Source organism: Streptomyces sp. NBC_01089 (assembly GCF_045162975.1).
GTDB lineage: Bacteria > Actinomycetota > Actinomycetes > Streptomycetales > Streptomycetaceae > Streptomyces.
The window spans coordinates 2139851-2153677 of record NZ_CP108660.1 but is presented as its reverse complement, the minus strand read 5'-3'; the positions used below and the strand labels follow the sequence as shown (position 1 = coordinate 2153677).

Genomic DNA, 13827 nt, shown 5'->3' with positions numbered 1-13827 from the left:
TGTGCCGGTAATGCGGTAGATACGGACACGTAGTGATGACCAGCACCGCCTGGCTGCGGGCAGGTGCGTCCATCCCGACGTCCGCGGTGAGGAGTACCCCTCATGACCGCACCACTCGACAAGCCCAGGGTCACCGAGCGCGAGGCGCGCCAGGTCGCCGAGGCCGCCCGTGAACAGGACTGGCGGAAACCCAGCTTCGCCAAGGAGCTGTTCCTCGGCCGCTTCCGGCTCGATCTGATCCATCCCCATCCACTGCCCGACGCGGAGGACGCCCGGCGCGGCGAAGCCTTCCTCGCGAAGCTGCACACCTTCTGCGAGACCCGGATCGACGGCGCGCTGATCGAGCGCGAGGCCCGGATCCCCGACGAGACCATCAACGGGCTCAAGGAGCTCGGCGCGCTCGGCATGAAGATCGACACCAAGTACGGCGGCCTCGGCCTCACCCAGGTGTACTACAACAGGGCGCTCTCACTGGCCGGTTCGGCCAGCCCGGCCGTCGGCGCGCTGCTCTCGGCCCATCAGTCGATCGGGGTCCCCCAGCCGCTGAAGCAGTTCGGCACCCAGGAGCAGAAGGACGCCTTCCTGCCCCGGCTGGCCCGTACGGACATCTCGGCCTTCCTGCTCACCGAGCCGGACGTCGGCTCCGACCCGGCCCGGCTCGCCACATCGGCGGTCAGGGACGGCGACTCGTACGTCCTCGACGGGGTCAAGCTCTGGACGACCAACGGCGTCGTCGCGGACCTGCTCGTCGTGATGGCCCGGGTGCCGAGGAGCGAGGAGAGCAAGGGCGGCATCACCGCTTTCATCGTCGAGGCGGACTCGCCGGGCATCACCGTCGAGAACCGCAACGCCTTCATGGGGCTGCGCGGCCTGGAGAACGGCGTCACCCGCTTCCACCAGGTCCGTGTCCCGGCGGCGAACCGGATCGGCCCCGAGGGCGCCGGTCTCAAGATCGCCCTCACCACCCTCAACACGGGCCGGCTCTCGCTGCCCGCGATGTGCGTCGGCGCAGGCAAATGGTGTCTGAAAATCGCCCGTGAGTGGTCGGCGGAGCGGGAGCAGTGGGGCCGGCCCGTCGGCCGGCACGAAGCCGTCGGCGCCAAGATCTCCTTCATCGCCGCGACCACCTTCGCCATCGAAGCGGTCGTGGACCTCTCCTCCCAGATGGCCGACGAGGACCGCAACGACATCCGGATCGAGGCGGCGCTCGCCAAGCTGTACGGGTCCGAGATGGGCTGGCTGATCGCCGACGAACTGGTCCAGATCCGCGGCGGCCGCGGCTTCGAGACGGCCGAATCCCTCGCGGCCCGCGGTGAACGGCCGGTGCCCGCCGAGCAGCTGCTCAGGGACATGCGCATCAACCGGATCTTCGAGGGCTCGACCGAGATCATGCATCTGCTGATCGCCCGCGAGGCCGTCGACGCGCATCTCTCCGTCGCCGGCGATCTGATCGACCCGGACACCTCGCTGTCGGACAAGGCGAAGGCGGGCGCGCAGGCCACCGCCTTCTACGCGCGCTGGCTGCCCAAGCTCGTCGCGGGCCCAGGACAGCTGCCCGGCAGCTACGCGGCCTTCCACCCGGAAGGACACCCGGACCTCGCCGCGCATCTGCGCCACGTCGAGCGCTGCTCCCGCAAGCTGGCCCGCTCGACCTTCTACGCCATGTCGCGCTGGCAGGGAAAGATGGAGACGAAGCAGGGCTTCCTCGGCCGCATCGTCGACATCGGCGCCGAGCTGTTCGCGATGAGCGCGGCGTGCGTACGGGCCGAACTGCTGCGCGCGTCGGACGACCACGGGCGGGAGGCGTACCAACTGGCCGACGCCTTCTGCCACCAGGCCCGTATCCGGGTCGACGAGCTGTTCGGCCGGCTCTGGGCGAACACCGACGAGCTGGACCGCAAGGTGGTGTCCGGGGTCCTCTCCGGGACGTACACCTGGCTGGAACAGGGCATCGTCGACGCATCGGGCGAAGGCCCCTGGATCGCCGACGCGACCCCGGGACCCTCGACGGCGGATGACGTCCACCGCCGCATCCGCTGAGCGGGACGGGGTCACCGCGCGCTCGGGCGGTGCCGGGCTGTTGAGGGGTGCCGCGCGCCTGGGCGGTGCCGGGCTGGTGACCGGGGGCGGGAGGGTCCACGGCCGGATCGTGGACCGTCCCGCCCCCGGTCACGGGCGCACGGCAGAATGTCCGCCCGTGACCGTCACCGAAATCCCCGGCTCCAAGTCCGTGACCGCGCGCGCCCTGTTCCTGGCCGCCGCGGCCGACGGCACCAGCACGCTCCTGCGCCCTCTCGTCTCCGACGACACCGAAGGGTTCGCCGATGGCCTGACCCGGCTCGGATACGCGGTGGAGCGCGGGCCCGACGCGTGGCGCATCGAAGGCCGCCCGGCCGGGCCGGGCGTGGCCGACGCGGACGTGTACTGCCGGGACGGCGCCACCACGGCCCGCTTCCTGCCCGCACTCGCCGCCGCGGGCCGGCAGCACCTCGAAGGACCTCCCGGCACCGGCGGAGGCAGCTACCGCTTCGACGCCTCCGCCCAGATGCGCCGCCGCCCGCTGGCCCCGCTCACCCGCGCGCTCCAGGAGCTGGGCGTCGACCTCCGGCACGAGGGAGCGGAGGGCCACCACCCGCTGCGGATCGCCGCCCGAGGCATCGAGGGCGGCGAACTGACCCTGGACGCCGGCCAGTCGTCGCAGTACCTCACCGCGCTGCTGATGCTCGGCCCGCTCACCCGCACCGGGCTGCGCATCACCGTCACCGACCTCGTCTCCGCCCCGTACATCGACATCACGCTCGCGATGATGCGCGGCTTCGGTGTCACGGTGGCCCGCGAGGGCAATGTGTTCACGGTGCCGCCCGGCGGCTACCGCGCCACCGAGTACGCCGTCGAGCCCGACGCCTCCACGGCGAGCTACTTCTTCGCCGCGGCCGCCGTCACCGGACACACCGTCACCGTGCCCGGCCTCGGCACGGGCGCGCTCCAGGGCGATCTGCGCTTCACCGAGGTGCTCGGCAGGATGGGCGCCGACGTCCGTACGACCGCGGACGGCACCACGGTCACCGGCCCGCGGCAGCTCCGCGGACTCACCGTCTCCATGCGTGACATCTCCGACACCATGCCCACGCTGGCCGCCATCGCCCCCTTCGCGTCGGGGCCGGTGCGGATCGAGGACGTCGGCAACACCCGGGTCAAGGAGTGCGACCGGCTCGAGGCGTGCGCGGAGAACCTCCGCGCGCTCGGCATCGACGCCGCCACCGGACCCGACTGGATCGAGATCCGGCCCGGCACACCGGCCCCTGCCCGGATCCGTACGCACGGCGACCACCGCATCGTGATGTCCTTCGCGGTCACCGGTCTGCTCACCCCGGGCATCACCTTCGACGACCCCGGCTGTGTCCGTAAGACCTTCCCCGGCTTCCACGAGGCGTTCGCGAAGCTGCGAAGCTCTTGGTGAAGTGCCCGCGCCGCGGCGCACTTGACCGACACCGAGGGATGGCGGGCGAGCAGTGCCGATGTACCACACGGACACACGGCAGTGGTGCCGTGCGGCGGGCGCCGCACTGATCACCGTCGTCTGCGCGGCGGCGGTCGCCTGCGGCAGCCACGGTCACCGGGGCCACGAGGACCACGAGCCCGCCCGCTCCGCCGGGACGGCGCAGGCGCAACAGCCGCTCGGCCACACCCGAACCGGGGCTCGCTGTCCTGACGGACAGCTGATGCGGCAACAATGGGGGGCATGAGCGACAGCCCTGCCATCCTCGCCGACCCGCACATCGTCTTCGACCCCGTCGAAGGACGCCGGGACATCGTCGTCCTCGGCTCGACCGGGTCCATCGGCACCCAGGCCATCGACCTGGTGCTGCGCAACCCCGACCGCTTCCGGGTGACGGCGCTCTCCGCCGCCGGCGGCCGGGTCGCCCTGCTCGCCGAACAGGCCCGCCGGCTCGGTGTCCGTACCGTCGCTGTCGCCCGTGCGGACGCCGTGCCCGCGCTGCGCGAGGCGCTGGGCGCCCAGTACGGCTCCGAGCCGCTGCCCGAGATCCTGGCGGGGCCCGAGGCCGCGAGCGAACTCGCCGCCTCCGACTGCCACACGGTGCTCAACGGCATCACCGGCTCGATCGGCCTGGCACCCACCCTCGCCGCCCTGACCGCCGGCCGTACGCTCGCCCTCGCCAACAAGGAGTCGCTGATCGTCGGCGGTCCGCTGGTGAAGGCGCTGGCGAAGCCCGGCCAGATCATCCCGGTCGACTCCGAGCACGCGGCGCTGTTCCAGGCGCTGGCGGCCGGGAAGCGGGCCGATGTGCGCAAGCTCATCGTCACCGCGTCCGGTGGGCCCTTCCGCGGCCGGACCAGGGCCGAACTGGCCGACGTCACCCCCGACGCGGCGCTGGCGCACCCGACCTGGGCGATGGGCCCGGTCATCACCGTGAACTCGGCGACCCTGGTCAACAAGGGCCTGGAGGTCATCGAGGCGCATCTGCTGTACGACGTCCCGTTCGACCGTATCGAGGTCGTCGTGCACCCCCAGTCGTATGTGCACTCCATGGTCGAGTTCACCGACGGCTCGACGCTCGTCCAGGCCACGCCGCCCGACATGAGCGGCCCGATCGCCCTCGGTATCGGCTGGCCGCAGCGGGTCCCGGACGCGGCGCCCGCCTTCGACTGGAGCAAGGCGTCCAGCTGGGAGTTCTTCCCGCTGGACACCGAAGCCTTCCCGTCCGTCGGCCTTGCCCGGCACGTCGGCGCCATCGGCGGCACGGCTCCCGCGGTCTTCAACGCGGCGAACGAGGAGTGCGTCGACGCCTTCCTGACCGGAAAGCTGCCCTTCAACGGGATTATGGATACGGTCACCGCAGTCGTGGCCGAGCATGGCGAGCCCCGTACGGGAACTTCTCCGACGGTCACGGACGTCCTGCAAGCGGAGACCTGGGCACGTGCCCGGGCCCGTGAACTAGCCCAGAAGGCCACAGCGGAGGCTCGCGCATGACCACGATCGTGTTGACGGTCATCGGCATCGTCATCTTTGTCTTCGGGCTGCTCTTCTCGATCGCCTGGCACGAGCTGGGCCACCTCTCGACGGCGAAGCTCTTCGGCATCCGTGTCCCGCAGTACATGGTCGGCTTCGGCCCCACCATCTGGTCGCGCAAGAAGGGCGACACGGAGTACGGCTTCAAGGCGATCCCGGCCGGCGGGTACATCCGCATGATCGGTATGTTCCCGCCCGGCCCGGACGGCAGGATCGAGTCCCGGTCCACGTCCCCGTGGCGCTCCATGGTCGAGGACGCCAGGTCGGCGGCGTTCGAGGAGCTGGAGGAGGGCGACGAGGAGCGGCTGTTCTACACCCGCAAGCCGTGGAAGCGCGTGATCGTGATGTTCGCGGGCCCCTTCATGAACCTGATCCTCGCGGTGGTGATCTTCGTCGGGGTCGCGATGTCCTTCGGCTTCGAGACGCAGACCACGCAGGTGGCCGGGGTGCAGAAGTGCGTCATCGCGCAGAGCGAGAAGCGCCAGACCTGCGAGAAGGGCGACCCGGTCTCGCCGGCCAGGGCCGCGGGCCTCAAGGAGGGCGACAAGATCGTCGCCTTCGACGGTACGAAGGTCTCCACCTGGGGCGATCTGTCGAACCACATCCGCGACACCATCGGCCCTGCGACGATCACCGTCGTACGGGACGGCAAGCAGCAGACCCTGCACGCCAAGCTCGCCAAGAACATGGTGGCCCGCAAGGACTCCAACGGGGACGTCGTCCCCGACAAGTTCGTCCCGGCCGGTTACCTGGGCTTCGCCGCGCAGACCGAGATCAAGCCGCTGTCCTTCGGCGCCTCGGTGGGCCGGATGGGCGACATGGTGGGCAACGGCGTCGACTCCATCGTCGCGCTGCCGTCCAAGATCCCGGACCTCTGGAACGCCGCCTTCGACGGCGGCCAGCGCAAGGCCGACTCGCCGGTCGGTGTGGTCGGCGCCGCCCGGATCGGCGGCGAGGTCATGACCCTGCACGTGCCCGCGCAGAACCAGCTGGCGATGATGCTGTTCCTGCTCGCCGGGTTCAACCTCTCGCTCTTCCTCTTCAACATGCTGCCGCTGCTGCCGCTGGACGGCGGCCATATCGCAGGGGCCCTGTGGGAGGCGCTGCGGCGCAATCTGGCCAAGGTCTTCAAGCGGCCCGACCCGGGCCCGTTCGACGTCGCCAAGCTGATGCCCGTCGCGTATGTCGTCGCCGGGGTCTTCGTCTGCTTCACCCTGCTCGTGCTGGTGGCCGACATCGTGAACCCGGTCAAAATCACCTGAGAAGAAGGCGGAACCTGCGGCCGTACACCCTTGGTGTGCGGCCGCTCACCTTTGGGTGGTTTACGGGCGCGGGTGTTCGTGTGCTGCCCCGGGTGACGTAATCTCGGTGGCCGAAGCCCGTTGATTCCGGGACCTCGATCCACACCCTTGGGGATGCACTGCGCATGACTGCGATTTCTCTCGGAATGCCGGACGTTCCGATCAAGCTCGCCGACCGGAGGATCAGCCGCAAGATTCAGGTCGGCACGGTGGCCGTCGGAGGAGACGCACCCGTCTCCGTGCAGTCGATGACCACGACGCGGACCTCGGACATCGGGGCGACGCTCCAGCAGATCGCCGAGCTGACGGCCTCCGGCTGCCAGATCGTACGGGTGGCGTGCCCGACGCAGGACGACGCGGACGCGCTGGCGACCATCGCGAAGAAGTCACAGATCCCGGTCATCGCCGACATCCACTTCCAGCCGAAGTACGTCTTCGCGGCGATCGACGCCGGCTGCGCCGCGGTGCGGGTGAACCCGGGCAACATCAAGCAGTTCGACGACAAGGTCAAGGAGATCGCCCTCGCGGCCGCCGACGCCGGGACCCCGATCCGGATCGGGGTGAACGCGGGCTCGCTGGACGCGCGGCTGCTCAAGAAGTACGGCAAGGCGACGCCCGAGGCGCTGGTCGAGTCGGCGCTGTGGGAGGCGTCGCTCTTCGAGGAGCACGGCTTCCGCGACATCAAGATCTCCGTGAAGCACAACGACCCGGTGGTCATGGTCAACGCCTACCGCCAGCTGGCCGCGCAGTCCGACTACCCGCTGCACCTGGGCGTCACCGAGGCGGGCCCCGCCTTCCAGGGCACCATCAAGTCCGCCGTGGCCTTCGGCGCGCTGCTCAGCGAGGGCATCGGCGACACGATCCGGGTCTCGCTCTCCGCGCCGCCCGCCGAAGAGGTCAAGGTCGGCATCCAGATCCTGGAGTCGCTCAACCTGCGCCAGCGCCGCCTGGAGATCGTCTCCTGCCCCTCCTGCGGCCGCGCCCAGGTCGATGTGTACAAGCTGGCCGACCAGGTGTCCGCCGGGCTCGAAGGCATGGAGGTCCCGCTGCGCGTCGCCGTCATGGGCTGTGTCGTCAACGGCCCCGGCGAGGCCCGCGAGGCCGACCTGGGTGTGGCGTCGGGCAACGGCAAGGGCCAGATCTTCGTGAAGGGCGAGGTCATCAAGACCGTCCCGGAGTCGAAGATCGTCGAGACCCTCATCGAAGAGGCCATGAAGATCGCCGAGCAGATGGAACGCGACGGCATCGCCTCCGGCGAGCCCGCGGTCTCCGTCAGCTGATCCTCCGTATCGACGGCGCGCGGGACGGGACCCTCCGCAGGCAGGGCCTCTCCCGCGCGAGCGGTGCTGCGATCCATCTCCGGGTACAGTTCGGAGACCAGCAGACCGTGTGACTCCGCCCCGAGGGGCTTCTCGCGGTGACGCGACGGTCAAGCCGTGACCGACGCCGGACATGCGCGCTGCAACGCTAGCAAGAAGCGCGATGCCGTGACATGGCCCGAAGGAGCGTTGGAGCGACCCTTGTGTTGACGCAGACCACCACCCGGGTCCTCGAACCCGGCGAACTCGACGCGGCGCTCGAGATCCTGCACAGCGATCCCGTCGTCAACGCCTTCGTGACGTCCCGTGTCCAGGTCGCCGGACTCGACCCCTGGCGGCTCGGCGGCGAGATGTGGGGCTGGTACACCGGGGGCCGGCTCCGCTCGCTCTGCTACTCGGGCGCCAACCTCGTCCCGATCTGCGCGGGCCCCGCCGCCGTACGCGCCTTCGCCGAACGCGCCCGCCGGGCCGGCCGCCGCTGCTCCTCCATCGTGGGCCCCGCCGAATCCACCGCGCTCCTGTGGCGGCTGCTCGAACCGAGCTGGGGCCCCGCCCGCGACGTCCGCGCCCACCAGCCGCTGATGATCACCGAGGAACCCTCGGCCGACATCGCGCCCGACCCGTTCGTCCGCCGGATACGCAAGGACGAGCTGGAAGTGATCATGCCCGCCTGTGTGGCCATGTTCACCGAGGAGGTCGGCGTCTCCCCGATGGCGGGGGACGGCGGACTGCTCTACCAGGCACGCGTCGCCGAACTCGTCGGCTCCGGCCGCTCCTTCGCCCGGATCGAGAACGGCCAGGTCGTCTTCAAGGCCGAGATCGGCGCCGCCACCTCGCTGGCCTGCCAGATCCAGGGCGTCTGGGTCGCCCCCGAGTTCCGCGGCCGCGGCCTCTCCGAGACCGGCATGGCGGCCGTCCTGCGCTACGCGCTCGCCGATGTCGCCCCCGTGGTCAGCCTGTACGTCAACGACTTCAACCACGCGGCACGCGCCTCCTACCGCCGGGTCGGCTTCCGCGAGGCCGGAGCCTTCATGAGCGTTCTGTTCTGACACCGCGGTTCTGGCATTAGGGTGCCGACCATGGATGACGCAGTGGTCGGACCGGTCGATCTCGCGGGACGAGTGGACGAGGCGCTGGCCGTACAGGCACTCGCGTTCGGCCTCAGCGAGGCCGAGGTCGCCGTGCGCCGCCACATCGTCCTGCGCCATCTGCAGAACCCGGGCGCCCGCGCCCTCGGCGCGACGGCACCCGACGGCCGCCTGGTCGGCTTCGTGTACGGGATGCCCAACAGCCGGGCCCACTGGTGGTCCACGGTGGTCGAGCCGTATCTGCGCGCCACCGGCTCCGACTTCTGGCTCGACGACTCCTTCGTGATCACCGAACTGCATGTCCACCCCGACTTCCAGGGCCGCGGCACCGGCCGCGAACTGATCACCGCGATCACCGACGGCGCCGCCGAACCCCGCTCGATCCTCTCCGCCATCGACCGGGAGTCCCCGGCCCGCGGGCTCTACCGTTCCCTCGGGTACACGGACCTCGCGCGGCAGGTCCACTTCCCCAGCGCGGGAATGCCGTACGCCGTGATGGGCGCCCCGCTCCCGCTGCTCCGCCCCGGGACGCACACGTAGCCCTGTGCGGTCAGGCCCCCTGTGCGGTCAGGACCCCGACCGATTTCCGCCCGCCCGCCGGGCCCGGTTAACCTCCTGACATCACTTACGGGGGTCCGGGGGGCGTCCCCCGGAAAACACAGCCAAGCAGGAGAGTCACCATGGCCCAGGTCCAGCGCATGTCCCGGTTGATGGTCAAGACCTTGCGCGACGACCCGGCGGACGCGGAGACGCTCAGCCACAAGCTCCTGGTCCGCGCCGGTTACGTACGCCGCAACGCGGCCGGGATCTGGACCTGGCTGCCGCTGGGCAAGAAGGTCCTCGACAACGTCTCCCGCGTGGTGCGCGAGGAGATGGACGGCATCGGCGCGCAGGAGGTCCTGCTGCCCGCGCTGCTGCCCAAGGAGCCCTACGAGGCGTCCGGCCGCTGGGAGGAGTACGGCGACCTGCTCTTCCGCCTCAAGGACCGCAAGGGCGCCGACTACCTCCTCGGCCCGACGCACGAGGAGATCTTCACCCAGACCGTCAAGGACCAGTGCACGTCCTACAAGGACCTGCCGGTGATGCTCTACCAGATCCAGACCAAGTACCGGGACGAGGCGCGTCCGCGCTCCGGCGTGCTGCGCGGCCGTGAGTTCCAGATGAAGGACTCGTACTCCTTCGACACCACGGACGAGGGCCTGGCGGAGTCCTACCGGCTGCACCGCGAGGCGTACATCAGGATCTTCGAGCGCCTCGGTCTCGACCACCGCATCGTGTCCGCAGTCTCCGGCGCCATGGGCGGCTCGGCCTCCGAGGAGTTCCTGGCCCCGGCCGCCGCAGGCGAGGACACCTTCGTGGACTGCCCGCAGTGCGACTACGCGGCCAACACCGAGGCGGTCACCTTCGTCGCCCCCGCGGCGGACGGCACGGAGCACGGCGCCGTCGAGGAGCTGGACACCCCGGACACCCCGACCATCGAGACGCTGGCGGCGCACCTCGGTGTGCCCGCGTCCGCGACCCTGAAGAACCTGCTGGTGAAGGTCGACGGCGAGATCGTCGCCGTCGGCGTCCCCGGCCACCGCGAGGTGGACCTCGGCAAGTTGGGCGAGCACCTGGCCCCTGCCGTGGTCGAGGTCGTCACAGCCGAGGACTTCGAGGACCGCCCCGACCTGGTACGCGGCTATGTCGGCCCGCAGGGTCTGGAGAAGGTCCGCTACATCGCCGACCCGCGGATCGCGGCGGGCACGGCCTGGATCACCGGCGCCAACAAGCCCGGCAAGCACGCGCGCAACGTGGTCGCGGGCCGCGACTTCGAGGTGGACGACTACCTCGACGTGGTGGTCGTCGAGCCCGGCGACCCCTGCCCGTCCTGCGGCACCGGCCTCAAGCTGGACCGCGCGATCGAGATCGGCCACATCTTCCAGCTGGGCCGCAAGTACGCGGACACCTTCCAGCTCGACGTGCTGGGCCAACAGGGCAAGCCGGTCCGGGTCACCATGGGCTCGTACGGCATCGGCGTCTCGCGCGCCGTCGCCGCGCTGGCCGAGCAGTCCGCGGACGACAAGGGCCTGTGCTGGTCCAAGGAGGTCGCACCGGCCGATGTGCACGTCGTCGCCGCGGGCAAGGCGCTCCAGACCGAACTGGCCCTGGACGTCGCGGAGAAGCTGGGCGCGGCCGGTGTGCGGGTGCTGGTCGACGACCGCCCCGGGGTCTCGCCCGGTGTGAAGTTCACCGACTCCGAGCTGATCGGTGTCCCGCAGATCCTGGTCGCGGGCCGGCGCGCGGCGGACGGCGTCCTCGAACTCAAGGACCGGCGCACGGGCGAGCGCGAGGAGCTCACGGTCGCCGAGGCGATCGAGCGCCTGGCCGGCTGAGTCCAGCCGCAGACAGCCGCAGACAGTCGAGGAAGTCGGCCGCCGGGGCAGCGGGTAGCGGGCAGCGGGCAGCCGACAGCCGACAGCTGCGCGTACGAGTACGGACAGGGCGGGCCGGGAGTCGAACCCCGGCCCGCCCTGTTCCGTCAGAGCCAGCCCGCGAACTCCAGCAGCAGCTCCCCGTCCTGCCGGCGCCCGGCCGCGACCGCCCGCACCCCCGACTCCACCGCCCGGAACAGCGTCCAGCCGTGCAGCCGCGCGTGCTCGATCTCCAGCGAGTCCGCCAGCCGGTTCACCCGGCGCCGCACGGTGGAGGGCCCGACAGCGGCCGCGACCAGGTCGTCCACCCGGTCGCGCACCAGCCTGGCCAGGTCGTACGCCCGCTCGCCGACCACCGGGTCGGGGCCCACCGCAAGCCACGGGGTGCGCTCACCCGCGAGGACTTTGCTCTGGCGGAAGTTGCCGTGCAGCAGCACGCTCTCGCTCCCGGCGGCCGACCCGAGCAGTTCGTCGCGCGCCGCGAGCGCCGCGTCGACCAGCGGGACGACCAGCGGCTCGGCCGTCGCGCGCATCGCCGTGGCCTGCCGGGCGGTCCGCTCCGCCACCGTCTCGAAACCGTGCCCGTCAGGCGGCGCCACCCAGAGCTTGCGCACCGTGCCCGCCGCTTCGAGCAGGGCCTTGGCCTCCGGGAGCGAGTGCAGGGAGACCTCGGGGTGCAGCCGCTCCAGCAGCAGAGCGGTGTCGCCGGGTGAGGCGTCGTCGAGCAGCTGCACGGCGCCCCAGCCGTTCCAGTGGGCCAGCGCGGCCCGCTCCAGATCGGGCCGCGCGAACGGCGGGGCCAGCTTGAGTACCGCGTGCGTTCCGTCGGCCCTGCGCACCAGCACGATCAGGGCGCTGCGGCCCCCCGGGGCCTGCACCCGCTCGGCGGTCAACTCCCGTACGCCGATGGCCCCTTGCATATCAGTCTGAATCCGGCCGAACCAGTCGGCCGCGGCCGCGTCCCCGTACGTCTCGCCGAGCGCCCGGACAAGCCGCTGCGGCGGTTCGAAAGTCATGCGTGAGTGGGTCCCTTTCCGGCGCTTGCTGAGGCCCGCTCGACGAGCCCCGGAAAGGCTACGCTGCCGTTGCCACGCCACCGCGCAGCCCGCACCGCGGCCTCCCGCAGTGCCAGCGCCGCCTCGTGCCGCAGTGGCCCCTGTGCGGCCCGCACCAGGTCGGAGTAGACATCGGCTACCCGGTCCTCGAGCACCGAGGCCAGCCGGACCGCGTCGCTCTGCTCCGCCACCGGGAAGGGCAGCGCGTAGGCGGCCGCCGCGGCGACGGGCCTGCCGCCCAGGTCGCGCACGGTACGGGCCAGCGCGTCACGCCGGGCGCGGTGGGCGTTATACGCGTCGAGCGCCTCCGCCCTGCGGGCAGCGGCGATCCGGCCGCCGACGACGCCGTACCCGTACACGGCCGCGTGTTCGGCGGCCAGCGCCGCCTGTGCCGCTTCGCGTGTGCTCATCAGTGGTCCGCCTGCGTCAGCAGATACGCGTGGACGGCGGAAGCGGCCGCGACCGACGCCAGCAGCCGCGCCAGCTCGGGCGGGGCGTCGGCGAGCGCGGCGGTGTGGGCGTCGGCGGCACGCCGCTCGGCCGCCGCGAGTGCCTTCAGAGCGGCCTTCCGGTCGGCCGGCACCGCGGGAGGCGCGGGCGCGGGAGACGCCTTGCCCGCCGGCCCCTGCGCCCCGGACGACGGCGCCCCGGCGGGCGGGGCCAGCGCCTTGATGTGCAGCGCCACGGTGTCCCGCAGCGGGCCCGCCAGCTTCTCGGTGGCCGGGTCCCGGTGCCGGGCGAGCACCGCGTCGTACAGCGCGAGCAGGCCGCCGCTGGTCCGCGCCGAGCGCAGACGGAGCGCCGTCCCCGCGCGGGCGGCGGCCGCACCCTGTGTACGGTGGGCGGCGGACCGCTCCGAACAGCCGGTCAGGAGTGCGGCACCGGCAGCCGCCGTCGCGCCCAGCACACCCCTGCGTGTGGTCCCCGTGCCCAGCACGTGTTTCTCCCTCGGCCCGAAGTGATCACCGCAGGCGAGCGTACCCGCGGGTCAACACAGCGAGGACGGCAACACCCCTGCGGACCGGATACCCTTTGATCTGACACGCGACGATCAGAGACGCGGCGATCGCGAATCGCGACGATCCCACAACAGCACACGCGGCCGAGGAGTCACCCGGATGAGCACCACCCAGAGCGAGAGGCTGCGCGGGCTGCTGGAACCGCTCGTCGCCGCCAAGGACCTGGATCTGGAAGAGATCGAAGTCTCCCGGGCCGGCCGGCGTGGCGTACTGAGGATCACCGTGGACTCCGACGACGGCGTCGAGCTGGACACCTGCGCCGAGCTGAGCCGGACCATCTCCGAGAAGCTCGACGAGAGCGACGTGATGGGCGACGGCGAGTACGTACTCGAGGTCAGCTCGCCGGGCGCCGACCGTCCGCTGACGGAGCACCGCCACTACGTACGCGCCACCGGCCGCCTGGCCAAGCTGACGCTGACCGGGGGCGACGAGGTGATCGCGCGCATCCTCGCGGTGGACGCCGACGGCCTCGACCTCGAAGTGCCGGGCGTGAAGGGGCGCAAGCCCACCGCCCGCCGGGTCGGCTTCGCGGAGATCGCCAAGGCGCGCGTGGAGCTGGAATTCAACCGCAAGGACAAGAAGGAAGAGGAGGCGTAGCC

General features: G+C 71.3%; 13 protein-coding genes. 10 read left to right on the top strand and 3 right to left on the bottom strand.

The window, feature by feature from the left end; genetic code table 11:
• Positions 1-102: 102 nt before the first annotated feature.
• The 9 genes from OG510_RS09380 to OG510_RS09340 all read left to right on the top strand — a co-directional run bounded on the left by OG510_RS09380 (position 103) and on the right by OG510_RS09340 (position 11115).
• On the top strand, positions 103-2040 hold the full coding sequence (locus OG510_RS09380) for an acyl-CoA dehydrogenase family protein (protein ID WP_406136327.1): 1938 nt from the start codon (positions 103-105) through the stop codon (positions 2038-2040).
• 157 nt (positions 2041-2197) lie between these two features.
• Entirely contained in the window at positions 2198-3460 is a 1263-nt protein-coding gene (aroA, locus tag OG510_RS09375) for a 3-phosphoshikimate 1-carboxyvinyltransferase (protein ID WP_406136326.1), read from the top strand.
• Positions 3461-3518: 58 nt separating this feature from the next.
• Positions 3519-3746, top strand: a complete 228-nt coding sequence (locus OG510_RS09370; RefSeq protein ID WP_406136325.1) for a hypothetical protein — start codon at positions 3519-3521, stop codon at positions 3744-3746.
• Positions 3734-4993 carry a 1-deoxy-D-xylulose-5-phosphate reductoisomerase gene (gene dxr / locus OG510_RS09365; RefSeq protein WP_406136324.1) on the top strand — a complete coding sequence of 420 codons (1260 nt, stop codon included), beginning with the start codon at positions 3734-3736 and terminating at the stop codon, positions 4991-4993. Before OG510_RS09370 ends, dxr begins: the two co-directional genes overlap by 13 nt.
• Positions 4990-6294 (top strand): RIP metalloprotease, encoded by a 1305-nt coding sequence (locus tag OG510_RS09360; protein ID WP_164267172.1) that lies wholly within the window; start codon positions 4990-4992, stop codon positions 6292-6294. Before dxr ends, OG510_RS09360 begins: the two co-directional genes overlap by 4 nt.
• A 164-nt stretch (positions 6295-6458) precedes the next feature.
• Positions 6459-7613: a flavodoxin-dependent (E)-4-hydroxy-3-methylbut-2-enyl-diphosphate synthase gene (gene ispG / locus OG510_RS09355; RefSeq protein ID WP_164267173.1), complete on the top strand. Its 1155-nt coding sequence runs from the start codon at positions 6459-6461 to the stop codon at positions 7611-7613.
• A 212-nt stretch (positions 7614-7825) separates the two neighbouring features.
• Positions 7826-8701: a GNAT family N-acetyltransferase gene (locus OG510_RS09350; RefSeq protein ID WP_406136323.1), complete on the top strand. Its 876-nt coding sequence runs from the start codon at positions 7826-7828 to the stop codon at positions 8699-8701.
• A 30-nt stretch (positions 8702-8731) separates the two neighbouring features.
• Positions 8732-9280 carry a GNAT family N-acetyltransferase gene (locus OG510_RS09345; RefSeq protein ID WP_406136321.1) on the top strand — a complete coding sequence of 183 codons (549 nt, stop codon included), beginning with the start codon at positions 8732-8734 and terminating at the stop codon, positions 9278-9280.
• A gap of 140 nt (positions 9281-9420) precedes the next feature.
• Complete coding sequence (locus OG510_RS09340) at positions 9421-11115, top strand: proline--tRNA ligase (RefSeq protein ID WP_406136319.1); 1695 nt, start codon at positions 9421-9423, stop codon at positions 11113-11115.
• Positions 11116-11261: 146 nt separating this feature from the next.
• On the opposite strand, the gene OG510_RS09335 is transcribed toward OG510_RS09340, so the two are convergent.
• From OG510_RS09335 to OG510_RS09325, 3 genes are read right to left on the bottom strand one after another with little or no spacing between them, the layout of a single operon-like run.
• Positions 11262-12170: an aminoglycoside phosphotransferase family protein gene (locus OG510_RS09335; RefSeq protein ID WP_406136318.1), complete on the bottom strand. Its 909-nt coding sequence runs from the start codon at positions 12168-12170 to the stop codon at positions 11262-11264.
• Positions 12167-12619: a ferritin-like domain-containing protein gene (locus OG510_RS09330; protein ID WP_406136316.1), complete on the bottom strand. Its 453-nt coding sequence runs from the start codon at positions 12617-12619 to the stop codon at positions 12167-12169. The genes OG510_RS09335 and OG510_RS09330 overlap by 4 nt, the downstream gene beginning before the upstream one ends.
• On the bottom strand, positions 12619-13146 hold the full coding sequence (locus tag OG510_RS09325) for a hypothetical protein (protein ID WP_406136315.1): 528 nt from the start codon (positions 13144-13146) through the stop codon (positions 12619-12621). Before OG510_RS09325 ends, OG510_RS09330 begins: the two co-directional genes overlap by 1 nt.
• Before the next feature lie 181 nt (positions 13147-13327).
• On the opposite strand from OG510_RS09325, the gene rimP reads away from it, so the two are divergent.
• The gene (rimP, locus tag OG510_RS09320; RefSeq protein ID WP_406136313.1) at positions 13328-13825 is read left to right on the top strand and encodes a ribosome maturation factor RimP; all 498 of its coding nucleotides are present in this window, start codon (positions 13328-13330) and stop codon (positions 13823-13825) included.
• Positions 13826-13827: the final 2 nt, after the last annotated feature.

What these genes read in the sequence shown, in the direction of transcription:
- OG510_RS09380 (WP_406136327.1), top strand. Translation starts at nt 103, where the DNA reads ATGACCGCACCACTCGACAAGCCCAGGGTCACCGAGCGCGAGGCGCGC.
- OG510_RS09370 (WP_406136325.1), top strand. Translation starts at nt 3,519, where the DNA reads ATGTACCACACGGACACACGGCAGTGGTGCCGTGCGGCGGGCGCCGCA.
- dxr (WP_406136324.1), top strand. Translation starts at nt 3,734, where the DNA reads ATGGGGGGCATGAGCGACAGCCCTGCCATCCTCGCCGACCCGCACATC.
- OG510_RS09360 (WP_164267172.1), top strand. Translation starts at nt 4,990, where the DNA reads ATGACCACGATCGTGTTGACGGTCATCGGCATCGTCATCTTTGTCTTC.
- ispG (WP_164267173.1), top strand. Translation starts at nt 6,459, where the DNA reads ATGACTGCGATTTCTCTCGGAATGCCGGACGTTCCGATCAAGCTCGCC.
- OG510_RS09350 (WP_406136323.1), top strand. Translation starts at nt 7,826, where the DNA reads ATGGCCCGAAGGAGCGTTGGAGCGACCCTTGTGTTGACGCAGACCACC.
- OG510_RS09345 (WP_406136321.1), top strand. Translation starts at nt 8,732, where the DNA reads ATGGATGACGCAGTGGTCGGACCGGTCGATCTCGCGGGACGAGTGGAC.
- OG510_RS09340 (WP_406136319.1), top strand. Translation starts at nt 9,421, where the DNA reads ATGGCCCAGGTCCAGCGCATGTCCCGGTTGATGGTCAAGACCTTGCGC.
- OG510_RS09335 (WP_406136318.1), bottom strand. Translation starts at nt 12,170, where the DNA reads ATGACTTTCGAACCGCCGCAGCGGCTTGTCCGGGCGCTCGGCGAGACG.
- OG510_RS09330 (WP_406136316.1), bottom strand. Translation starts at nt 12,619, where the DNA reads ATGAGCACACGCGAAGCGGCACAGGCGGCGCTGGCCGCCGAACACGCG.
- rimP (WP_406136313.1), top strand. Translation starts at nt 13,328, where the DNA reads ATGAGCACCACCCAGAGCGAGAGGCTGCGCGGGCTGCTGGAACCGCTC.